The following is a 20,497-nucleotide window of genomic DNA, read 5'->3' as shown; positions in this document are numbered from 1 at the left end:
TGAGTGTCGCGAGCAGGGTGGGCCTCAAAGGGTATTGCCCTACAAGCCAATACTGGATTGCTCTGTAGTCATATACCCAAAAGGAAAGCAAAATGGCGCAATTGTTTCATCTCAATATGAATGTGTTGAATAAAGAAACGCTGGAAGACGCGATGGCCAATCCGGACAAATATCCACAGCTGACCGTGCGGGTTTCGGGTTACGCGGTGAATTTTGTCAAATTAACGCGCGAGCAGCAGCTTGATGTCATTAACCGGACCTTCCACGAAAAGTGTTAAGCTGAAATGGCCATCTAGGAAAAACGGATCCGGGTGATCCGTTTTTTTATTGCCGCGCCGCCAAGGCGCCCATCATCACGAGAATTCCACGAGCATAATCATGACCCCTATCGAACTCATTGAGCAGCCCGGCAAGCCGCTGGGCGAGATTGTACCCGCCGCCTTCGACGCCGATGGCAAGCAATTTGGCTACGTGCATTCAATCGAAACGGGCGCAGCGGTCGATGGGCCGGGAATGCGCTTTGCACTGTTTGTGTCTGGCTGCCAGTTTCGCTGCCTGTATTGTCACAACCCGGACACCTGGAAGTTGCACACGGGCAAGCCGTGGACCGTGGACGCCATCGTGGCGGAAATTGGCAAATACGCCAGCTTTCTGCGCGTTGCGGGTGGTTTGACCATTTCCGGCGGCGAGCCGCTGATGCAGGCGCATTTTATCGGCGAGATTTTCCGCCGCGCCAAACAGGAGATGCGGCTGCATACCGCGCTCGATACCCAGGGGTTTCTGGCGGCGCATTTGCCCGATGCCTATTTCGACAATATCGATCTGGTACTGCTCGATATCAAACAGATGAACCCGGAAAAATACGAAGCATTAACCGGCAAGCCGCTGCAGCCGACGCTGGATTTTGCCCAGCGGCTATTTAAAATGGGCAAGAAAATCTGGCTGCGCTACGTGCTGGTGCCCGGCTGGTCCGATGACGAAGCCGACGTGCAGAAGCTGGCTGATTATCTGGCGCAGCTGAATCAGGCTTACCCCGGTGTGCTGGAACGGGTAGAAGTACTGCCTTTTCATAAAATGGGCGAAAACAAATGGGCCGAGCTGGGGCTGAAGTATGAGCTGGGCGACACTAAACCACCGAGCACCGAATTGACGCATCGCGTGCGCGAGCAATTTAGAGCGCAGGGGATTTTTTGCTGTTAGATCGGTTTAAAAATCATGGGTAAGTGAATGGGTATGGCTCTATAGTCCATGATTTATATGATCTACAGAGCTATACCTAATAAAAAACCTCGCGCTAGCGAGGTTTTTTATTGCTACTTGCTGCCACTGATTGAAAAACAGCAAAGTGCGATTACTTCTCGCTCAGTGCTTCAACGCCTGGCAATGCCTTGCCTTCCAGGAATTCCAGTGAAGCGCCGCCGCCGGTTGAAACGTGGCTCACTTTGTCTTCCAAGCCCGCTTTTTCCACCGCCGCGACTGAGTCACCACCACCGACCACGGTGATGGCACCATTGGCAGTCGCATCCACCAGTGCGTGGGCTACAGCGAATGTGCCTTCGGCCGATGCGTCAATTTCAAATACGCCCATCGGGCCGTTCCACAGCACAGTTTTGGCTGATTTGATGATCTCAGCATACGCAGCGCGCGTGGCAGAGCCAATATCCACGCCTTCCTGATCGGCTGGAATCGCGGTGGATTTTACTTCTACCAAGCCATCCAAAGTTCGTGCGTCAAAATTGAGCGCGTGCGTCACCATCGTGTCGCTTGGCAAGACCAGTTTGTCACCCGCTTGTGCCATCAATTCACGCGCCAGATCGACTTTATCGTTCTCACACAGCGATTGGCCGATCTCGTAGCCTTGCGCTTTCAGGAAAGTAAACGCCATGCCGCCGCCGATAATCAGCTTGTCCACTTTAGGTAGCAGGGCTTGAATCACGTCGATTTTGCCGGAGATTTTTGAGCCGCCAATGATTGCGACCAATGGACGAACAGGTTTATTCACTGCTTCGCCAAGGAAATCGAGCTCTTTTTTCAGCAAGTAGCCAGCAGCGCGCGGCAATTCAACGCCGACCATTGATGAGTGCGCACGATGCGCCGTACCAAAGGCATCATTGACAAACACATCGCCCAGTTTTGACAAGCTAGCGCGGAAAGCAGCGACTTGGGCTGGATCAGCTTTTACCGAATTGCCGTCAGCGTCTTTGGCTTTGCCTTCTTCTTCGATATGGAAACGCACGTTTTCCAGCAGCACCACTTGACCCGCCGCCAGATTGGCACAAGCGGCTTCCACTTCAGTGCCCACGCAATCGGCGAGGAAAGTGACTGGGCTGCCGAGCAATTCTTGCAGACGGGTGGCAACCGGAGCCAGGCTGTATTTCTCTACTTTCTGACCATTGGGGCGGCCCAGATGCGACATCAGTACAACTGAAGCGCCTTGCGCAAGGGCATAGCGAATCGTTGGCAGCGCTGCGCGGATGCGTTTGTCGCTTTCCACCACGCCATTTTTGACTGGCACGTTAAAGTCAACACGAATCAGTACACGTTTGCCTGCGAGATCGAGATCTTCAATAAACAGCTTAGCCATAGAGTCCCCAAAAATGGTGAAGTGAACAAAAGCCAATTGTACCGTGTCTGCAGGGCTTGAAGCTGACGCGGATTAAAGTTTCTGCAGAGTTTTAGCTTTATTGCGGGCAAAAACCGCGCTGACTGAAAACTGCAGCCCCAAAATCCACTATCATAGCGAGCACTTCTGACTTGCCCCGAGACGCTTTATGCCCCGTTTTTATCCTGAGCCGGAATTTTCGCATGCCAGCCCGAGCAAGATCGGCGTCCTGTTGGTGAATCTAGGCTCGCCCGACGCGCCCACGGCCAAAGCGGTCCGTCCATATTTAAAGCAGTTTTTATCCGACCCGCGTGTGGTTGAAATCCCCAGGCCGATTTGGTGGCTGATTCTGAATGGCATTATTCTGAATATCAGGCCCAAAAAAAGCGCAGCCAAGTACGCCAGTATCTGGACCAAAGATGGCTCGCCGCTGCGCGTCTGGACTGAAAAGCAGGCCAAGCTGGTCAAAGGGGCTCTGGGCGAACAATTCAAAGGCGAATTAGTCGTTGATTACGCAATGCGCTACGGCAATCCATCGATTGAGGCGCAGATTCTGAAAATGAAGGCGCAAAACTGCCAGCATCTGGTCGTGGTGCCGATGTATCCGCAATACGCGGCCAGTACCAGCGCGAGCGTATTTGACGAAGTGGCGCGCGTATTGCAGAAAACCCGTTTTCAACCCGCCTTGCGCATGGTTGCACCCTTTTATGATGAGGCGGCCTATATTGATGCGCTGGCGCAGAGCGTACGCGAGCATTGGCAACGCAATGGCCGGGGTGATCATTTGCTAATGAGCTTTCATGGTGTTCCTCGCTATACGCTGGACAAGGGCGATCCTTATCATTGCCACGCCTACAAAACCGGGCGTTTACTCGCAGAGGCGCTGCAGCTGGAAAAAGGGCAGTACACGGTGGCGTTTCAGTCGCGCTTTGGCAAGGCCGAATGGCTCAAACCCTATACCACCGACATGCTGCACCAACTGGCCAAGCAGCAGCTGGGTCAGCTTGACGTCATTTGCCCCGGGTTTGTGGCCGATTGTCTGGAAACACTGGAAGAAATCGCCATGGAAGGGCGCGACGATTATCAGGCCGCTGGTGGGCAGAAATATGCTTTCATCCCGTGCTTGAATGATCATCCCGCGTGGATTTCCGGCCTTTCCGGGCTGATTTCCCGTGAGCTGACAAGTTGGCTGACAAACGGTAAATCTACCAGAAATGACAAAACCCTTTTGGAACAAAGGGATATCGCAGCTAGGTCTTTAGGCTTACAAAAATGATCTTGGGCTTTACAGAAATTAACGCTACACTCTGCGGTAAGTTTATTCTTACAAAAAGGGGAATTACCAATGGCTACACGTCTATTTCTGGCTGAAGACGATCTGATTCTGGCCGATGCGCTGAAAACCAGCTTGTCACAAGCCGAATTTCAGTGCGATTGCGTGAATGATGGCGCTCTGGCCCTGCAAATCTTGCTGCACAACGACTATGACGCCGTGGTGCTCGATATTGGCCTACCCAATATGGACGGTCTGACTGTATTGCGCAATGTGCGCCAGCACAAACCTTCCTTGCCTATCCTGATCTTGACGGCGCTGGATGGTCTGGACGAGCGTGTTGCGGGTCTGGACGCCGGTGCCGACGACTACCTGACCAAACCTTTCGAGTTTTCTGAGCTGGAAGCGCGTCTGCGTGCCTTGTTGCGCCGCAGCCAAATCTTGCCGCAATCGGTGCAGCAACTGGGCAATCTGCGCCTGGATCGCGCCGGTCAGCGCGCATGGTGCAATGATTCTCCGCTCGATTTGTCGGCTCGCGAACTGACGGTGCTGGAAATTTTGATGTCCAATATCGACCGCGTGGTGACTAAAGAGCAAATCGTGAGCGAGCTGGGCAATGAAAACGCCGAAGTGGGTCTGAATGCCATCGAGGTGTACGTACATCGCCTGCGCAAAAAACTGGAACCATGTGGTGTTGTAATCCGCACGATTCGTGGTCTGGGTTACCTTCTCGAAAAACAGCAACCTTTGGCCGCGGATGCAAGTAACTAAGCAATCTTTACAGCGCCAGATCTTGTTATGGACCGTGTTGCCCTTGCTTGCCTTATGGTCAGCAGGGGCAGCTGTCATTTATCTGGCCTCATTTCAATTTGCCAATGAAAGCAATGACGCAGCGCTGATGCGCCTTGGTCGCGTCATCGCCCAACAGATTTCACAATCGCTACAAGCAGCACAATCTGCTCCCGACAAGCAGCAAAGCCTTGATCCCGCAGTGCTGACGGCACAAAGTCGCCAGCTCTTTGCCGCCGTGGCCGATGAAAATGTTCATCTAGCCGTGCAGGTTGGGGGTGAGCTGATTCTGGGGCAGCCACTGCGCGCGTTTGCCAGCGAAGTGAGCGAAAGCGCCGCTACTATTCATGAAGTCCATGAAGTGAAGGTTGCGCAAGAGCCACATCGCGTGCTGCATATCCAGCAACTTGCCAGTCGCAATCTGCCCGCTATCCAGATCGAAATCGCCAAAGATACCGCCGCCCAGTCGCAGGCTTTTCAGCGCTATCTGCTGAATATGGCACTGCCGCTGGTGCCGATGCTGTTGCTGGTCAGCGTGTTGGTCTGGTTCGGTGTTCGACACAGTTTAAAGCCACTGCGCACGCTTAAGCTGCTGGTTGAAACGCGGCAAGCGCAGGATTTATCGCCTTTGTCGCTGGACAATGCGCCAGAAGAATTAAACGCATTATCCAGCGCGCTGAACCAGTTGCTGGCCAGCACCGAAGAGAGTATGAATCGCCAGCGCCGCTTTATTGCCGACGCCGCGCATCAGCTACGCACACCGCTGGCGGGGTTGAAATCGCAAACCGAGCTGGCCATGCGTGAGAATAGCCCCGAAGGGCTGCGCGACCGGCTCAATATGGTGCACACCAGTGCAACGCGCAGTATTCACCTGGTGAATCAATTGCTCACGCTGGCACGCTCCGAGCCCGGCAGCCTCAACGGCATTCCAAAAGTCAAAATGGATCTGGCGCGCCTGATTCGCGACCTGACCGGCGAGCTGGTGCCGCGCGCGCTGGCTGCGCGTATTGATCTGGGTTGCGATTGCCTGGTCAGCGAGGCGTGGATTGAAGGTAATTCGGCCTTGCTGCGAGAGCTGTTTATCAATCTGGTGGAAAACGCCATCAAATACATCCCGCGCGACGGTAGCGTGACCGTGCGGCTAACTGAAAACGAGCAGCAGTATCTTGTTGACGTGGAAGACAATGGTGCGGGCATTCCCGATGCCGACAAGCAGCGCGTTTTTGAGCGCTTCTTCCGCCGCGAACAAACCGGTAACGGTTGCGGTTTGGGGATGGCGATTGTGCGCGAAATCGTCGAGCGCCACAGCGGCAAGGTCGAATTGAAAGATGCCGTGCCGCATGGCCTGATTGTCCACGTTGTTCTGCCAAAAAATCTCGCCACGGTTTGACCCACACCGGCTGGTGTATCCAGGTTTTCAGTAGGCTCAGTGCCGCCTTGCCTTGATGGGCCATGCCAGCCAGCACTCCCCTGTAAGTGCTGGCGCTCGATTGAGCGCCAGCAGCTTATTTTTCTGCTCCAAATCTATTCAGGATTTTTTGGCTAAAACCTCGTAAAATCCTAGCTTTTAGAATGTCCGGCTTTGTCCATTATGCAAAAGAAAATCATCCACGGCTTTCACGCCGTTACCGCCCGTTTGCGTCGCTTTCCCGATAGTGTGCTGGAGTTGTACGTCAGCAGCGAGCGTACCGACCCGCGGATGAAGGATCTGCTTAAAGCCGCCAAAGACGCCGATCAGAAAGTCACCCCAATGTCGTCGGATCGTCTCGACGGCTTGGCTGGGCACGTTCGCCACCAAGGCGTTGCGGCGATGATCGACACCGAGCGCAGCTATCTGTCGATTGAAGACGTGCTTGATGATCTGGACGAACCAGCATTTCTGCTGATTCTGGACGGCATTACTGATCCGCATAATCTGGGTGCTTGCTTGCGCGTCGCCGATGCAATGGGCGTGCACGCGGTGATTGCACCGAAAGATAAATGCGTTGGCATTAACGCAACGGTGTCGAAAGTGGCCTGCGGCGCGGCCGAAGTCGTTCCGTATGTGATGGTGACGAATCTGGCGCGCACGATCCGCGATCTGAAAGAGCGCGGCATCTGGATTGTCGGCACCGATGCCGAAGGCTCTTGCGATCTGTTCAGCTACGATCAAACTGGCCCGGTGGCGTGGGTGCTGGGCAACGAGGGCGACGGCATGCGCCGCCTGACGCGTGAGTTGTGCGATACGCTGGTGTCGATTCCAATGTTTGGTTCGGTTGAAAGCCTGAATGTGTCGGTGGCGACGGGGATTGTGCTGTCGGAAAGCCGTCGTCAGCGTCTCGTTGCGGCCAAGAAAAGCGCACCAACTACGTAATATTGTTTCAGTTTGACGCGCCAATTCGGTGCGCAGACGGATGCGCTTAGCTTTAACCCAAGGGGTATTGCTCTGTAGATCAATTAGCTATTGATCTGCTCAGTAATACCCTTTGGTCATTACTTGGCATGCCTTATGCTAAATCCAGATTGTCAGTACTACGCCATTCTGGAGGACAAAATGCCAAGCACCACTGCCAGCACCCGCTTTGAATTTCGCCTGCGCGAGCATTCGCAACGGCGCACGATGGCGCGCGAAACGCATTCCTCACCCTATCCGCACTTGCCAACGCCGGGGCGCATCAGCCATCTGGCTTATTTGAATCACCATCTGAGCCTGGCTAACGAGCAATGGCTAATCGGCCAGCTGGCGCGGCACTATGGCCAGTTGCCGCCAGAGCCGCATGTCAATCACTTCAGCCTCGATCTCGGTCATTGCCGCTTGCTGTGGATGCGCTATAGCGAGTTTTCCAGCCTGAGCGTCAGCGCGGCGTTCACGGAAGGCGAGGTGCCGTTTGCGTGTCCGGCGCTGGCCGAGCTGCCTGCCGACTGGCTGGCGCAACTGCCGGGCAATATGCTGGTGGCCATCCATGCGCTGGTTCTGCCGCATACGGCGTTGCCGCCCACTTTACCGTCGTTGGCCAAGCACTATTTTGCCGGCAATGAGCTGGTTGGCGCGGAGATCGGTGACGGCGCGGGCATGGTGTATAGCGATTTTCAGCAAGCTGAAAATGGTTTTGTCCGCTATTTGCTGGCCGATCGTTTTATGGGGCGACGCCAAGCGGGGCGGATGTTACAGCGCTTGTTTGACATCGAAAGCTATCGCAGCCTAGCAATGCTCGCGCCACCGCTGGCAGACACAATTTCGCCCGAGCTGATGGCGGCCGATCGCGAGCTGGCCGAACTAACCAGTAGCATTTCGCACGCCAGAGCCGCAGACGAGCCGCAATTGCTTGATCGATTGACGCAGCTCTCGGCACAAATCGAAAGCGCTTTGTCGCAAACCGATTATCGTTTTAGTGCTTCGCACGCCTACTACGAAATCGTGCTGCGACGGCTGGGCGAATTGCGCGAGTTCCGCATTCAGGGCTTGCAGCCGTTCACGCAGTTTTTGACCCGCCGACTGATGCCGGCGTTGGAGCATTGTCAGGTGGTCGCGCGGCGGCAACGCGAGCTGGCCGAGCGTGTTAGCCGCGCCACCTTACTGCTGCGCACCCGTGTCGATGTGACGCTGGAGCAGCAAAATCAGAGCATCCTCTCCGCCATGTCACAACGTGCCAATTTGCAATTGCGCCTGCAGGAAACCGTGGAGGGCTTGTCGGTCGCGGCCATCAGCTACTACGTCATCGGGCTGCTGGTATATGGCTTGAAAGGGCTAAAAGCGGCAGGCGTGCATCTGAATGTCGAGCTAACGAGCGCGCTGCTGATTCCCTTGGTGGTCGGTGTGTTGGTACTGGGGATGCGCCGGGTTCGGCGGCTGGCTCATCGTTCGAGCAGTTCAGATCTGCATTCCTGACCATGGCCGTGGATTGGGTGCGTTCTGAATTACCACCGACATCAGCGAAGCCCGCTTCGCTGCAGTACCGAAAATGCCCGGAGCAAGAACAGGCGAAAACAGTTACAATCCGGCTTTTGTCACCCTGCGGGTCAGGGCTGGCCACGATATTTAATACAGCGCCGCACTGCGACCCCAACAGTAGTTAACTATGCCTTTAAATTTACCGATTATCCTCACCTGGCTGCGCGTCGCGCTGATTCCCGTGTTTGTTGGCGTGTTTTATCTGCCGCAAGCCGAATATCCGCTGGTTTGGCAAAATATCGTTGGCACGCTGCTGTTTGCGCTGGCGGCAGTCACGGACTGGTTTGATGGTTTTCTGGCGCGGCGCTGGAATCAGACCAGCCAGTTTGGCGCGTTTCTTGATCCGGTTGCCGACAAGCTGATGGTTGCTGCTGCACTGATTCTGCTGGTCGAGATCGACCGCGCGCCGTCGTGGCTGGCGGTGATTATCATTGGCCGCGAAATCACTATTTCGGCGCTGCGCGAGTGGATGGCGCAATTGGGTAAGTCCAAGTCCGTCGCGGTCAATATGATCGGCAAGCTGAAAACCACCGCACAAATGGTCGCCATTTTGCTCTTGCTGTGGTGGGAGCCGCTGGTGCCGCATGTTTCAACGCCACTCCTAGGCACGATTGCGCTGTATCTGGCAGGCATTCTGACGATTGTGTCGATGTTTTACTATCTGCGTGTCGCTGCCGAGCAATTTAAAAATCAGTAAGCCGCCGATCTATGATGTATTGCCTTGTGGGTGGTATACGGATTGAGCTTGATGAAGATACCCCGTAGGGTATAAATGCCCAAAAACTTTGCCTTGCTGGCTATTGCCGGCTTTTACTTCTGCTATTTCGCTTTCAACGGCATCTTTTCCCCGTACTGGGGGCTGTATCTGGCAGGTCTGGCTTTTCCTGCCTGGCAAATCGGCATTCTAACCAGTCTGACGCAAATCAACCGGATTTATGCGCCAGCTCTTTGGGGTTGGCTGGCTGATCGCAGCGGCAAGCGCCAGCTGATTCTGCGGCTGGCGGGAGCGTGCGGGCTGTTGTTTTTTATCCCGCTGCTGGTGGCGCAAAGCTTCTGGCCGATTTTTATCGCGGTCTTTTTAGGTAGCTTTTTCTGGAGCGCCGCGCTGCCGCTGGTTGAGGCGACAGCGATGAGCCTGCTTAAAGGCGATTCGGGCGCGTATTCGCGCTTGCGCATCTGGGGCTCGATCGGTTTTGTCGTCGCCACGATGACAGCAGGCTATCTGATCGAGGCGCAAGGCGTTGCCGTCTTGCCCATGTCGGTGATTGCGATTATGGCCAGTCTGGCGCTGTATTGCTGGTGGGTGCCCGAAGCGCCGTCCACGCCAGTCACCCAGAACACACAGGCCGGATTTGGCGAGATTCTGCGTCAACGTGAAGTGCAATCGCTGCTGGCATCGTGCTTTCTGATGGCCTTGGCGCACGGGCCTTATTACAGCTTTTATTCGATTTACGTGGCCGATCAAGGGTATAGCAAAAGCACCATTGCCTGGTTCTGGACGCTGGGCGTACTGGCTGAAATTGCGATTTTCTGGCTGATGCCACGGCTAAATCTGCGCTTTAGCCAGAAAATGATCCTGCTGTTTGGCTTGGCGATTGGTGCGGCGCGCTTCGGGGTCATTGCCTGGGGCATTGCCTCGCTGCCGTTGCTCTTGCTGGCCCAATTGGCGCATGCATTCACTTTTGGCAGTAATCACGCCGTGAATATGGCCTATATTCACCGCTACTTTACTGGTCGTCATCAGGCCAAGGGGCAAGCGCTGTATATTGCGATGTCGTTTGGGATTGGCGGCAGCCTGGGTGGCATACTGGCAGGGCTGGCTTGGCAGTCACTGGGTGGAGAATGGGTGTTTAGTTTGGCTGCGCTATCGTGTGCTCTGGGTGGTATTATTGCCTGGCGCGGCCTGCCAAAGATTGAGTAAAGGGTATTGGCTTGCAGGGCTGATCAGCACTAGACTAGCGGCATATACCCAGAAAAAAGGACGTGCAATGATTATTGTAATGAAACTTTCGGCCACCGATGCGCAGGTGGCCGCCGTGGTCGGCCTGATTCGTGAGTCCGGCCTCAAAGAACATGTTTCGCGTGGCTCGGAGCTGGTGATTATTGGTGCGATGGGTGACGAAGACCTGCTGGATGCTTCGCGCTTTGAAATCCTGCCCGGCGTCGAGCGTGTCACGCGGATCATGAAGCAATACAAAATCGTATCGCGCGATACGCATCCGGCGGGCTCGATTATCCAGATTTGCGGCATCCCGCTGGGTGGCCAGCAAATTCAAGTGATTGGCGGGCCTTGCTCGATTGAAACGCAGCCGCAAATGGACGAAGCCGCCGCTGGTGTGGCCGCAGCAGGCTGCCGGTTGATGCGTGGTGGCGCTTTCAAGCCGCGAACGAGCCCGTATGCATTTCAGGGCCTGGGTGTCGAGGGCTTGGAGATGTTCCAAACGGCAGCCAGACGTCACAATCTGCCTATCGTGACCGAGCTGATGGACGTACGCATGCTCGATACCTTTATGGAATACGACGTTGACGTCATCCAGATCGGCGCGCGCAATATGCAAAATTTTGACTTGCTCAAAGAAGTAGGGCGCGTCAACAAGCCGATTATTCTCAAGCGCGGCTTGTCAGCCACCATTAACGAATGGCTGATGGCCGCCGAATACATTGCCGCAGGCGGCAATCACAATATTATTTTCTGCGAGCGCGGCATCCGCACGTTTGAAACTGCGTACCGTAATGTGCTCGATGTGACGGCGATACCGGTTTTAAAGCGCGAAACGCATCTGCCAGTGATTGTTGACCCAAGCCACGCGGGCGGCAAAGCCTGGATGGTGCCTGCGCTGGCGCTAGCGGCGGTAGCCGCTGGTGCGGATGGCCTGCTGATCGAAATGCACCCCAACCCAGCCGAGGCCTGGTGCGACGCCGATCAGGCGCTGTCGCCGCCGCAACTGAACGAGCTGATGACCACCTTGGGCGCGATTGCGCTGGCAGTGGGCCGTTCCATCTAAGCCTAAAAATACGCTAGGAAAAATATGAATAAATTAATGCTGACTCTGGCGGCTCTAGCCAGCCTGCAGACTGCCACTGTAGCCAGTGCCACGAGTACCACGGCGGCGACTCAGCTGACTGGTAAGTATCAATTGGTCGAGCTGAACGCCCAGCCTGTTTCATCATTTGATCAAGCAGCCATTACGCTGACAATTTCGGCCGATGGCAAACTGTCCGGTTTTGCCGGTTGTAACCGTTTTCACAGCAAACTGACTGCCGAGCCACTGCGCATTGGTCCTGTCGCCAGCACGCGCAAACTGTGCCCGTACCCGGCAGTAATGCAGCAAGAGCAGGCATTCTTAAATGCCTTAAATCGAGCTAGTGCGCTTGAACGCATAGCACCATCGGGCCTGGTTTTGCGTGATCAGGCTAATCAATCGCTGCAATTTATACTGATTGCCAAGCCCGTTGAGAAGGTGATCTGGGTGGGGCCACGCAAGAAAGATTGCGTCGCAGGCGTAATGAAAACGCAGTGTCTGCAACATAAAACCAGCAAAAATAGCCAGTGGCTCAATTTTTATGGCGAGATCACCGGTTTTGATTGGCAAGAAGGCAAGCGCTACAAGTTGAAGGTGCGCGAGGAGCAGATTGCCAATCCGCCAGCCGATGCCAGCAGCATCAAAACCAGTCTAGTCAAAGTGTTATCAAGCCGATGAGCGCCCAAAAAATCAACAAACTGGTTCTGCTGGGTACAGGCTTGATTGGTGGCTCTTTCTCGCTGGCGCTTAAGCGGGCGCGATTGGTTGGCGAAGTGGTCGGCGTTGGTCGCAATGCGGCTAATCTGGCTCGTGCAATTGAGTTGCGGGTGATTGATGTCGCCAGCCATGACGCAGCGCAAGCCGTGCAGGGCGCTGATCTGGTGTTTCTCGGTACACCAGTCGGCCAGATGGACGCGCTGATGGCACAGATTGCGCCACATTTGCCGCCGCACTGCATTGTGACTGATGGCGGCTCAACCAAGCAGGATGTTTGCGCGCTCTACCGGCAATTTTTGCCCAATCAGCTGGCAAGCTGCGTGCCGGGGCATCCGATTGCAGGTTCCGATTTGTCGGGCGCAAGCGCAGCAACGTATGGCCTGTATGAAGGTCGTCGCATTGTTTTGACGCCCTTGGCGGAAACCTCGGCTGAGGCTCTGGGAACGGTGCGCACGCTATGGCAGGCCTGCGGGGCGATTGTTTATGAAATGGACGCCGCAACGCACGATGGCGTTTTTGCTGCGGTTAGCCATGTACCGCATCTAGTGTCTTTCGCCTATATGAATGCTGTGCTGGGTAAGGATAATGGCGAGCAGTGTCTGGATTTTGCCGGCACCGGTTTTCGTGACTTTACTCGCATCGCTGGATCACACCCGGAAATGTGGCGCGACATTACACTGGCCAATCGGGATGCAATCCTGACTGATTTGCGAGCCAATGTGGCGCAGCTGCAGTCGCTGATTGCGCTCATTGAGGTCGGCGAGTCGGACGCATTAACCGAATACATTAATCAGGCCAGTCAGGCGCGTAGTGCCTGGGGCAAAAAACGCATTTGATTACTCCGCCAAGGATTGTGATGACTTATCAAGCTGCTTCAAATCGCTATGAAACGATGCCTTACCGTCGCTGTGGTCGCAGCGGCCTGAAACTACCGGCCCTGTCTTTGGGCATGTGGCACAATTTTGGCGACAACAAACCATTCGATAATAGCCGCGCGATGGTGCTGCGTGCTTTCGATCTGGGTATTACGCATTTTGATCTGGCGAATAATTACGGCCCCAAGCCCGGCGCAGCCGAAGAAACGATGGGGCGTTTGCTAAAAACCGATCTGGCGGTGTATCGCGATGAGCTGATCATCAGCAGTAAGGCGGGCTGGGAAATGTGGCCAGGCCCCTATGGCGATTTGGGTAGCCGCAAATACCTGATTGCCAGCTGTGATCAAAGCCTGAAACGCATGGGGCTCGATTACGTCGATATTTTCTACTCACACCGGCCAGACCCAGATACGCCGATTGAAGAAACAATGGGTGCGCTCGATAGCCTGGTGCGCCAAGGGAAGGCGCTGTACGTTGGTATTTCATCGTATTCAGCTGAGGAAACCGCTATTGCGGCCAAAGTGCTAAAAGAGCTTGGCACGCCGTGCCTGATTCATCAGCCTTCGTTCTCGATGTTTGATCGCTGGATAGAAAATGGCTTAACCGATGTCTTGCGCCAGGAGCAAATCGGCAGTATCGCGTTTTGCCCGTTGGCGCAGGGGCTATTGACCGATCGCTATCTGAACGGCATTCCGGCCGATTCGCGTGCCGCAGACGTGCAAAACCATTTTCTGACTAGCGATAAAGTCGAATTGCGGCTGGCGCAAATCAAGGCGCTGAACGAGATTGCACTTGCTCGCGGCCAATCGCTAGCGCAAATGTCGCTGGCATGGGCCTTGCAAACGGTAACATCGGTGATTATTGGCGCGAGCCGGGTAGCACAAATCGAGGAAAATGTAGGCGCAGTAAGTAATCTGGCTTTTAATGCTGACGAATTAAAACAGATTGAATTGATTCTGCAGCAGGTTTAAGCGCATCATTTAAATCGCTACAATGACGGCCGGAATGTTTTCCGGCCTTTTTATTAGCGACGAACTTAACACCACGAGACCGATATGACGCAGAACCCGATTCCTGTAATTGCCATCGACGGCCCATCCGCTTCCGGCAAAGGCACAGTTGCCCAGCGTGTTGCTCAAGCACTGGGCTTTCATTATCTGGATTCGGGTGCGATCTACCGCTTAACGGCGCTGGCAGCGCAGCAACAAGGGGTATCTTGGTCTGACGAAGATGCAGTATCGTCTACAGCTCAATACCTGGATGTAGTATTTAACGGAGAAACCATTTTACTGGCAGGCGTCGACGTTAGCAACACGATCCGTAGCGAAGAAATCGGCTCGGGAGCGTCGCAAATTGCCGCCTTGCCGAAAGTGCGGGCCGCCTTGCTAGCACGCCAGCAAGCGTTTGCCAATGCGCCGGGGCTGGTCGCCGACGGGCGCGATATGGCTTCAGTCGTTTTTCCTGTTGCGCCGCTGAAAATTTTTCTCACCGCCAGTGCTAGTGCGCGTGCCGAGCGGCGTTACAAGCAATTGATTACTCGTGGTGAAGGTGCCGATTTGGCGGTGATTACGGCCGATCTGGAGGCGCGCGATGAGCGAGATCGAGCGCGCGCCGTAGCACCATTGGCGCAAGCGAATGACGCTTACTTACTTGATACAACTGAGATGGGCATCGATGCTGCGGTGGCACAGGTTTTGCTATGGTGGAGCCAGAGAAAATAAGTGCTAAACACTTGATCAAATAAGTATTTTTCTTTAGAATGCTCAGATTCCAATTTAGGTTTTGCTAAATTGGCTGTTTGCCCGCAGCACAGTACCAATTGTGTTCGGGCTTTTCTATTAGCCAGCTCACCTTTTGTGTTCTGGTTTTGACTAACTAACCCGCTGTGGCTGGTTCAAATCTAGGTTTGGATTGGTTTCGACAGCAAATGGAATTTTCCACTAATGACTACCGCTACTATGGAAAGCTTTGCAGCCCTGTTTGAGGAAAGCCTAACCCGTCAAGAAATGCGTTCGGGTGAAGTGATTACTGCCGAGGTTGTAGGCATCGACAGCAACTTTGTTACTGTAAATGCAGGTCTGAAATCTGAATCACTGATTCCTCTGGAAGAGTTCAAAAACGACAACGGCGAAGTTGACGTTAAGATCGGTGATTTCGTACCAGTTGCAATCGATAGCCTCGAAAACGGTTACGGCGAAACTAAGCTTTCTCGCGAAAAAGCCAAACGTCTGGCTTCTTGGATCGAATTGGAAGACTGCCTGGAACGTGGCGAAATCATGTCTGGCGTTATTTCCGGTAAAGTTAAAGGCGGCCTGACTGTGATGGTTAACGGTCTGCGCGCTTTCTTGCCAGGTTCACTGGTTGACATTCGTCCAGTAAAAGACACGACTCCTTACGAAGGCAAACAAGTTGAATTCAAAGTAATCAAACTTGATCGCAAACGTAATAACGTTGTAGTTTCTCGTCGCGCCGTTCTGGAAGATTCTCTGGGCGAAGAGCGTCAGAAACTGCTAGAAACCTTGAAAGAAGGTTCGATCGTTAAGGGTATCGTTAAAAATATCACTGACTACGGTGCATTCGTTGACTTGGGCGGTATCGATGGTCTGCTGCACATCACTGACCTGGCTTGGCGCCGTGTTAAACACCCATCTGAAGTATTGGCAGTGGGTGATGAACTTGAAGCTAAAGTTCTGAAATTTGATCAAGATAAAAACCGTGTATCTCTCGGCCTGAAACAATTGGGCGAAGATCCATGGGTGGGTCTGTCACGTCGTTACCCATCAGGCACTCGCATGTTCGGTAAAGTCACCAACCTGACTGACTACGGTTCGTTCGTAGAAATCGAACAAGGTATCGAAGGTCTGGTACACGTTTCTGAAATGGATTGGACTAACAAAAACGTTCACCCATCTAAAGTGGTTTCTTTGGGTGATGAAGTTGAAGTGATGATCCTGGATATCGACGAAGACAAACGCCGTATCAGCTTGGGCATGAAACAGTGCATGGCTAATCCATGGGACGATTTCGCTGCTAACTTCAAGAAAGGCGACAAACTGAAAGGCGCGATCAAATCGATCACCGATTTCGGCGTGTTTGTTGGCTTGGCTGGCGGTATCGACGGTCTGGTTCACTTGTCTGACCTGTCTTGGAATGTTCCAGGCGAAGAAGCAGTTCGCAACTTCAAGAAAGGCGACGAAGTTGAAGCGATGGTTCTGTCTATCGACGTTGAGAAAGAGCGCATCAGCCTCGGCATCAAACAGATGGAAGGTGATCCATTCAACAACTTCATCTCTCAATCAGACAAAGGTGCAATCGTTAAGGGTATCGTTAAATCCCTCGACGCTAAAGGCGCTGTAGTTACATTGTCTGAAGAAGTTGAAGGCTACCTGCGTTCGACCGAAGTTTCACGCGACCGCGTTGAAGACATCCGCACCGTTCTGAAAGAAGGTGATGAAGTTGAAGCTCAGATCATCAACGTTGATCGTAAAACTCGTACTATCAACTTGTCGATCAAAGCGAAAGACTCTGCTGACCAATCAGAAGCGATGAGCAAGCTGTCTTCTACTATCGAAGGCAATGCTGGCACAACAAGCTTGGGTGCATTGTTGAAAGCTAAGTTGTCAGGTTCTGCTGAATAAGCCTTCAAAAGGATTGCAGTAGAATATGACCAAGTCAGAACTCATCGCAAAACTGGCCGAACGCTATCCACAGCTGGTAGCCAAAGATGCGGAGTTAGCCGTGAAGACGATGCTCGATGCAATGGCGCGTAGCCTTGCGCAGGGTCAACGTATCGAAATCCGCGGATTTGGCAGCTTCGACCTGAACTACCGCCCGCCACGCGTGGGGCGCAACCCTAAATCGGGCACCAAAGTATCGGTGCCGGAGAAATTTGTGCCGCACTTCAAAGCGGGTAAAGAACTGCGTGAACGCGTCGATTCAGAAGCGTAAACGCAAGTGCTAAATAAAAGGCGACATCTTCGATGTCGCCTTTTTTATTGGCGCCAACTCAGGCGCAAAGCAAATATAAGCTACAATATTGGCAAAACAACAGGAGTTTGACGAATGCATTATTTAGGCTGGGCTCTTAAATTTCTAATTTTTGCCATGCTGTTTGGCTTTGCGATGCATAATGCAGCACCCATTGATTTGAACTTTTTCCTGGGGTATAGCTGGAATGCGCCACTGGCCATGATTTTGCTGATCTTTTTTGTGGTTGGCGCAACATTTGGCTTGCTTGCCAGCCTCGGGCAGGTGTTTCGTCTACGTCGTGAATTGGTTCAATTGCGCAAAGAATTAAAAAGCCGGGTCAATATGCACCCAGTCCAAGCAGATCAAACCCTTGAACAACCCAAAGACGCCATTTAATAATGATAGAAATTCAATTCTGGTGGCTGATTATTCTGCCGCTATTTTTTGGCCTAGGCTGGCTTGCTGCCCGGGTTGATATCAAGCATGTTATTGCCCAAAGCAAATCACTACCCAGTGCCTATTTCAAAGGACTGAATCACTTATTATCGGGCGAAACCAATAAGGCGATTGAAGTCTATGTTGATATTGCCAAACAGCATGAAGAAACAATCGAGCTGCAATTTACCCTGGGGCACCTCTTTCGGCGCCGGGGTGAGCTTGAGCGCGCTATTCGCATGCATCAGAAGCTTCTGGCTCGCCGAGATTTGACCATTCCGCAAAAAGAGCAGGCGCAACTTGATTTGGCGATTGATTTTATCAAGTCAGGCCTATTTGATCGGGCGGAAAATCTGCTGCACGAGCTATCAGGTACCAATGCCGCCAAAGCGGCCCGTGTTGAGCTGCTCGCGATCTACCAGCAGGAACATGAGTGGCAAAAAGCAATCGAGATTGCTGAGCAGCTGCGCGATGAAAGTCACACCTATCAGCATGAAATTGCGCAGTTCAAATGTGAGCTTGCCGCTGCCGCTCTGATTCGCAATCAAACCGAACAGGCACAGAACTATCTGGAAAACGCACTCAATGTGCACCGCCCCTGTGTCAGGGCTAGACTCATGCTGGGCGAAATCTTATTTGGCAAGCAAGACTATCAGGGCGCAATTGATCAATTGCTATTGATTGAGACGCAAGACGCCAGTTATTTGTCACTGGTTGCTCGCAACCTGATGAATGCTTACGAAAAACTCGACCAGCTAGAAGAGGGCATTGCGCTGCTGATCCGTTTTTTACAGCGCTACCCAGAGCTCGATGTGATTGATCTGATCTACGAGCATCTAATTGCTTCGAAGGGCGTTGAGGCGGCGCATCTGTTTGTTCGTGAGCGATTACGTGATTCACCATCCATGCCGGGTTTACGCAAGCTGCTTGAGGCGCATTTATTGGTTGCTCCGGATGATCAAAAGCCGGAAATCGAGCTGATCGGCAAGCTGCTGCACGATAATACGCGCGAGCACAGCATGTATTACTGCCGTGAATGCGGCTTTAAAACCCGGCAGTTTTTCTGGCACTGCCCCGGCTGCAATGGCTGGGAAACGTATGCGCCTATCCGCGGAAAACGTCGAAACCTAAACGAATAAATATGACCTTGCACGGCCTTGCGGCAGTGTTGTTCAAGCCGTGTATGACCAATTTTGTCTGGCTAGTTAAATTTAAAAAGAGTAATTGAGTATGTCTTTAGATCCACGCGTTGTTGTTGCGCTTGACTATCCTGATGCGGCTGCAGCTTTGGCCTTTGCCAAAACGGTTACACCGCAATTGTGTCGCCTAAAAGTGGGCAAAGAGTTGTTCACTGCATCTGGCCCGCAACTGGTAGAAGCTTTGGTTGCGCAAGGTTTTGATGTTTTTCTGGATTTGAAATTTCACGACATTCCCAATACGGTTGCTCAGGCTTGCAAAATGGCCGCCGAGCTGGGTGTCTGGATGGTGAATGTTCACGCCTCAGGTGGTCGCAAAATGATGGAAACGACGCGTGAGACACTGGAAAAACTGCCGCAGCGGCCACTGCTGATTGCGGTCACTGTGCTGACCAGTATGGGCGGTGACGAGCTGGCCGAATTGGGCTTGAATGTGACGCCCGCGCAGCAGGTCGAGCGGCTGGCGCGCCTGACCCAGTCTTGCGGTCTGGATGGTGTCGTGTGCTCGGCACAAGAATCTGCACTATTGAAAGCAGCTTGTGGTCAGAATTTCAAACTGATCACGCCTGGAATTCGGCCTGCCGATGCCGCGGCTGACGATCAAACCCGCATTATGACGCCCGCAGCTGCAATTGCAGCAGGGTCGGACTATCTGGTGATTGGCCGCCCAATTACGCAAAGCGCCGATCCGGTAGCCACTTTACAAGCCATTAACGCCACTTTGCACGGCTAAACGGGGTATCTAATGGCACTGAAAGACCGAGTTAGATCCGCGAGGGTGCTGGTGGTGGGCGATGTCATGCTGGATCGCTACTGGTTTGGCGATGTGGAGCGCATTTCGCCCGAGGCCCCGGTGCCCGTAGCCAAAATCAACAAAACCGATGAGCGTGCTGGCGGTGCGGCCAATGTGGCACGCAATATCGTCTCGCTGGGTGGGCAAGCCAAGCTACTATCCGTGATCGGGGCCGATGAAGCCGGAAATAGCCTGGAGCGACTATTATTGGCTGCAGGCGTTGAAACAGGTTTTCATCGTGATCCGGATATTTCAACCACGGTGAAATTGCGCGTCCTCGCCCGGCAGCAACAATTGTTGCGGATCGACTTTGAAGACTTGCCGGGGTACGAAATACTGGCAGCCAAACTGGACGAATTCAAAACATCGCTGCTTGATACCGACGTTGTGATTTTGTCCGATTACGGCAAAGGCACCCTGACTCATGTGCAAGATATGATCCAGATCGCCAGAGCGGCGGGCAAGCCAGTGCTGGTAGACCCCAAAGGGGATGAGTATCAGGCCTATCGTGGCGCGACCTTGCTCACTCCGAATCGCAGTGAATTTAGGCAAGTAGCAGGCGCGTGGAAAGGCGATGCCGAACTAGCCGAAAAAGCCCAGGCGCTACGCCAGCAGCTGGATTTGACTGCCTTGCTGGTGACGCGCAGTGAAGAAGGGATGACGCTATTTAAGGAAGGTGAAGTCGTTCACAAGCCCACGCAGGCCCGTGAAGTGTTTGATGTTTCAGGGGCTGGCGATACAGTGATCGCCACTTTGGGGCTAATGCTGGCGGCCGGACTTGATTTGCCCGAGGCGATGGATTGGTCAAACAAAGCGGCAGGCATTGTGGTTGCCAAGCTGGGTACTGCTGTGGCGAGCGCAGAGGAGCTGTTCTAGCGGACTATACCCCCACTC

Annotated in this window: 20 protein-coding genes and 1 pseudogene; 20 read left to right on the top strand and 1 reads right to left on the bottom strand. The window is 53.5% G+C overall.

Going from position 1 to position 20,497, the window contains the following annotated elements; all coding sequences use genetic code 11:
* Positions 1 to 104: 104 nt before the first annotated feature.
* Together ABHF33_RS16855 and pflA are read left to right on the top strand one after the other, a co-directional pair.
* Positions 105 to 278: pseudogene (locus ABHF33_RS16855) on the top strand (glycine radical domain-containing protein); the annotation flags it as partial.
* Between the two features lie 100 nt (positions 279 to 378).
* Positions 379 to 1,200 (top strand): pyruvate formate-lyase-activating protein, encoded by an 822-nt coding sequence (pflA, locus tag ABHF33_RS16850; protein WP_348945035.1) that lies wholly within the window; start codon positions 379 to 381, stop codon positions 1,198 to 1,200.
* A gap of 151 nt (positions 1,201 to 1,351) precedes the next feature.
* Here the strand turns inward: pflA and ABHF33_RS16845 are convergent, their stop codons facing one another.
* Positions 1,352 to 2,584, bottom strand: a complete 1,233-nt coding sequence (locus ABHF33_RS16845; protein ID WP_348945034.1) for a phosphoglycerate kinase — start codon at positions 2,582 to 2,584, stop codon at positions 1,352 to 1,354.
* 187 nt (positions 2,585 to 2,771) lie between these two features.
* On the opposite strand from ABHF33_RS16845, the gene hemH reads away from it, so the two are divergent.
* The 18 genes from hemH (at position 2,772) to rfaE1 (ending at position 20,479) form a co-directional block, all read left to right on the top strand.
* Positions 2,772 to 3,878: a ferrochelatase gene (hemH, locus tag ABHF33_RS16840; protein ID WP_348945033.1), complete on the top strand. Its 1,107-nt coding sequence runs from the start codon at positions 2,772 to 2,774 to the stop codon at positions 3,876 to 3,878.
* A 69-nt stretch (positions 3,879 to 3,947) separates the two neighbouring features.
* Entirely contained in the window at positions 3,948 to 4,646 is a 699-nt protein-coding gene (locus ABHF33_RS16835) for a response regulator transcription factor (RefSeq protein WP_157314757.1), read from the top strand.
* The gene (locus ABHF33_RS16830) at positions 4,633 to 6,054 is read left to right on the top strand and encodes a sensor histidine kinase (RefSeq protein WP_348945032.1); all 1,422 of its coding nucleotides are present in this window, start codon (positions 4,633 to 4,635) and stop codon (positions 6,052 to 6,054) included. Before ABHF33_RS16835 ends, ABHF33_RS16830 begins: the two co-directional genes overlap by 14 nt.
* Positions 6,055 to 6,252: 198 nt before the next feature.
* Positions 6,253 to 7,017 carry a 23S rRNA (guanosine(2251)-2'-O)-methyltransferase RlmB gene (gene rlmB / locus ABHF33_RS16825; RefSeq protein WP_348946664.1) on the top strand — a complete coding sequence of 255 codons (765 nt, stop codon included), beginning with the start codon at positions 6,253 to 6,255 and terminating at the stop codon, positions 7,015 to 7,017.
* A gap of 180 nt (positions 7,018 to 7,197) precedes the next feature.
* Positions 7,198 to 8,532: a DUF3422 family protein gene (locus ABHF33_RS16820; protein ID WP_348945031.1), complete on the top strand. Its 1,335-nt coding sequence runs from the start codon at positions 7,198 to 7,200 to the stop codon at positions 8,530 to 8,532.
* A gap of 190 nt (positions 8,533 to 8,722) precedes the next feature.
* Positions 8,723 to 9,292, top strand: a complete 570-nt coding sequence (gene pgsA, locus ABHF33_RS16815) for a CDP-diacylglycerol--glycerol-3-phosphate 3-phosphatidyltransferase (RefSeq protein ID WP_157314760.1) — start codon at positions 8,723 to 8,725, stop codon at positions 9,290 to 9,292.
* 75 nt (positions 9,293 to 9,367) lie between these two features.
* Positions 9,368 to 10,516 (top strand): MFS transporter, encoded by a 1,149-nt coding sequence (locus ABHF33_RS16810; RefSeq protein WP_348945030.1) that lies wholly within the window; start codon positions 9,368 to 9,370, stop codon positions 10,514 to 10,516.
* A 79-nt stretch (positions 10,517 to 10,595) separates the two neighbouring features.
* The gene (gene aroF / locus ABHF33_RS16805; RefSeq protein ID WP_348945029.1) at positions 10,596 to 11,600 is read left to right on the top strand and encodes a 3-deoxy-7-phosphoheptulonate synthase; all 1,005 of its coding nucleotides are present in this window, start codon (positions 10,596 to 10,598) and stop codon (positions 11,598 to 11,600) included.
* A 24-nt stretch (positions 11,601 to 11,624) separates the two neighbouring features.
* Entirely contained in the window at positions 11,625 to 12,296 is a 672-nt protein-coding gene (locus ABHF33_RS16800; protein WP_348945028.1) for an META and DUF4377 domain-containing protein, read from the top strand.
* Positions 12,293 to 13,171 (top strand): prephenate dehydrogenase, encoded by an 879-nt coding sequence (locus tag ABHF33_RS16795; RefSeq protein WP_348945027.1) that lies wholly within the window; start codon positions 12,293 to 12,295, stop codon positions 13,169 to 13,171. The genes ABHF33_RS16800 and ABHF33_RS16795 overlap by 4 nt, the downstream gene beginning before the upstream one ends.
* A gap of 20 nt (positions 13,172 to 13,191) precedes the next feature.
* On the top strand, positions 13,192 to 14,181 hold the full coding sequence (gene mgrA, locus ABHF33_RS16790; RefSeq protein WP_348945026.1) for an L-glyceraldehyde 3-phosphate reductase: 990 nt from the start codon (positions 13,192 to 13,194) through the stop codon (positions 14,179 to 14,181).
* 84 nt (positions 14,182 to 14,265) lie between these two features.
* Positions 14,266 to 14,931, top strand: coding sequence for a (d)CMP kinase (gene cmk, locus ABHF33_RS16785; RefSeq protein WP_348945025.1), 666 nt, complete (start codon positions 14,266 to 14,268; stop codon positions 14,929 to 14,931).
* Between the two features lie 222 nt (positions 14,932 to 15,153).
* On the top strand, positions 15,154 to 16,848 hold the full coding sequence (gene rpsA / locus ABHF33_RS16780) for a 30S ribosomal protein S1 (protein WP_348945024.1): 1,695 nt from the start codon (positions 15,154 to 15,156) through the stop codon (positions 16,846 to 16,848).
* 25 nt (positions 16,849 to 16,873) lie between these two features.
* Positions 16,874 to 17,158 (top strand): integration host factor subunit beta, encoded by a 285-nt coding sequence (locus ABHF33_RS16775; protein WP_157314767.1) that lies wholly within the window; start codon positions 16,874 to 16,876, stop codon positions 17,156 to 17,158.
* Between the two features lie 114 nt (positions 17,159 to 17,272).
* Positions 17,273 to 17,575 carry a LapA family protein gene (locus tag ABHF33_RS16770; protein WP_348945023.1) on the top strand — a complete coding sequence of 101 codons (303 nt, stop codon included), beginning with the start codon at positions 17,273 to 17,275 and terminating at the stop codon, positions 17,573 to 17,575.
* A 2-nt stretch (positions 17,576 to 17,577) separates the two neighbouring features.
* Entirely contained in the window at positions 17,578 to 18,753 is a 1,176-nt protein-coding gene (gene lapB / locus ABHF33_RS16765; protein ID WP_348945022.1) for a lipopolysaccharide assembly protein LapB, read from the top strand.
* Between the two features lie 91 nt (positions 18,754 to 18,844).
* On the top strand, positions 18,845 to 19,543 hold the full coding sequence (gene pyrF, locus ABHF33_RS16760) for an orotidine-5'-phosphate decarboxylase (protein ID WP_348945021.1): 699 nt from the start codon (positions 18,845 to 18,847) through the stop codon (positions 19,541 to 19,543).
* Positions 19,544 to 19,555: 12 nt separating this feature from the next.
* Positions 19,556 to 20,479 carry a D-glycero-beta-D-manno-heptose-7-phosphate kinase gene (gene rfaE1, locus ABHF33_RS16755; RefSeq protein ID WP_348945020.1) on the top strand — a complete coding sequence of 308 codons (924 nt, stop codon included), beginning with the start codon at positions 19,556 to 19,558 and terminating at the stop codon, positions 20,477 to 20,479.
* The last annotated feature ends 18 nt before the right edge of the window (positions 20,480 to 20,497 follow it).

Origin of the sequence: Chitinibacter sp. FCG-7 (assembly GCF_040047665.1) — a bacterium.
Lineage (GTDB): Bacteria > Pseudomonadota > Gammaproteobacteria > Burkholderiales > Chitinibacteraceae > Chitinibacter > Chitinibacter mangrovi.
The sequence above is the reverse complement of the archived record's forward strand: the minus strand, read 5'-3'. Positions and strand labels throughout refer to the sequence as shown.

Excerpts from the sequence above, each read along its gene's own strand:
- pflA (WP_348945035.1), top strand. The coding sequence starts at position 379 with ATGACCCCTATCGAACTCATTGAGCAGCCCGGCAAGCCGCTGGGCGAG.
- ABHF33_RS16845 (WP_348945034.1), bottom strand. The coding sequence starts at position 2,584 with ATGGCTAAGCTGTTTATTGAAGATCTCGATCTCGCAGGCAAACGTGTA.
- hemH (WP_348945033.1), top strand. The coding sequence starts at position 2,772 with ATGCCCCGTTTTTATCCTGAGCCGGAATTTTCGCATGCCAGCCCGAGC.
- ABHF33_RS16835 (WP_157314757.1), top strand. The coding sequence starts at position 3,948 with ATGGCTACACGTCTATTTCTGGCTGAAGACGATCTGATTCTGGCCGAT.
- ABHF33_RS16830 (WP_348945032.1), top strand. The coding sequence starts at position 4,633 with ATGCAAGTAACTAAGCAATCTTTACAGCGCCAGATCTTGTTATGGACC.
- ABHF33_RS16820 (WP_348945031.1), top strand. The coding sequence starts at position 7,198 with ATGCCAAGCACCACTGCCAGCACCCGCTTTGAATTTCGCCTGCGCGAG.
- pgsA (WP_157314760.1), top strand. The coding sequence starts at position 8,723 with ATGCCTTTAAATTTACCGATTATCCTCACCTGGCTGCGCGTCGCGCTG.
- ABHF33_RS16810 (WP_348945030.1), top strand. The coding sequence starts at position 9,368 with ATGCCCAAAAACTTTGCCTTGCTGGCTATTGCCGGCTTTTACTTCTGC.
- aroF (WP_348945029.1), top strand. The coding sequence starts at position 10,596 with ATGAAACTTTCGGCCACCGATGCGCAGGTGGCCGCCGTGGTCGGCCTG.
- ABHF33_RS16800 (WP_348945028.1), top strand. The coding sequence starts at position 11,625 with ATGAATAAATTAATGCTGACTCTGGCGGCTCTAGCCAGCCTGCAGACT.
- ABHF33_RS16795 (WP_348945027.1), top strand. The coding sequence starts at position 12,293 with ATGAGCGCCCAAAAAATCAACAAACTGGTTCTGCTGGGTACAGGCTTG.
- mgrA (WP_348945026.1), top strand. The coding sequence starts at position 13,192 with ATGACTTATCAAGCTGCTTCAAATCGCTATGAAACGATGCCTTACCGT.
- cmk (WP_348945025.1), top strand. The coding sequence starts at position 14,266 with ATGACGCAGAACCCGATTCCTGTAATTGCCATCGACGGCCCATCCGCT.
- rpsA (WP_348945024.1), top strand. The coding sequence starts at position 15,154 with ATGACTACCGCTACTATGGAAAGCTTTGCAGCCCTGTTTGAGGAAAGC.
- ABHF33_RS16775 (WP_157314767.1), top strand. The coding sequence starts at position 16,874 with ATGACCAAGTCAGAACTCATCGCAAAACTGGCCGAACGCTATCCACAG.
- ABHF33_RS16770 (WP_348945023.1), top strand. The coding sequence starts at position 17,273 with ATGCATTATTTAGGCTGGGCTCTTAAATTTCTAATTTTTGCCATGCTG.
- lapB (WP_348945022.1), top strand. The coding sequence starts at position 17,578 with ATGATAGAAATTCAATTCTGGTGGCTGATTATTCTGCCGCTATTTTTT.
- pyrF (WP_348945021.1), top strand. The coding sequence starts at position 18,845 with ATGTCTTTAGATCCACGCGTTGTTGTTGCGCTTGACTATCCTGATGCG.
- rfaE1 (WP_348945020.1), top strand. The coding sequence starts at position 19,556 with ATGGCACTGAAAGACCGAGTTAGATCCGCGAGGGTGCTGGTGGTGGGC.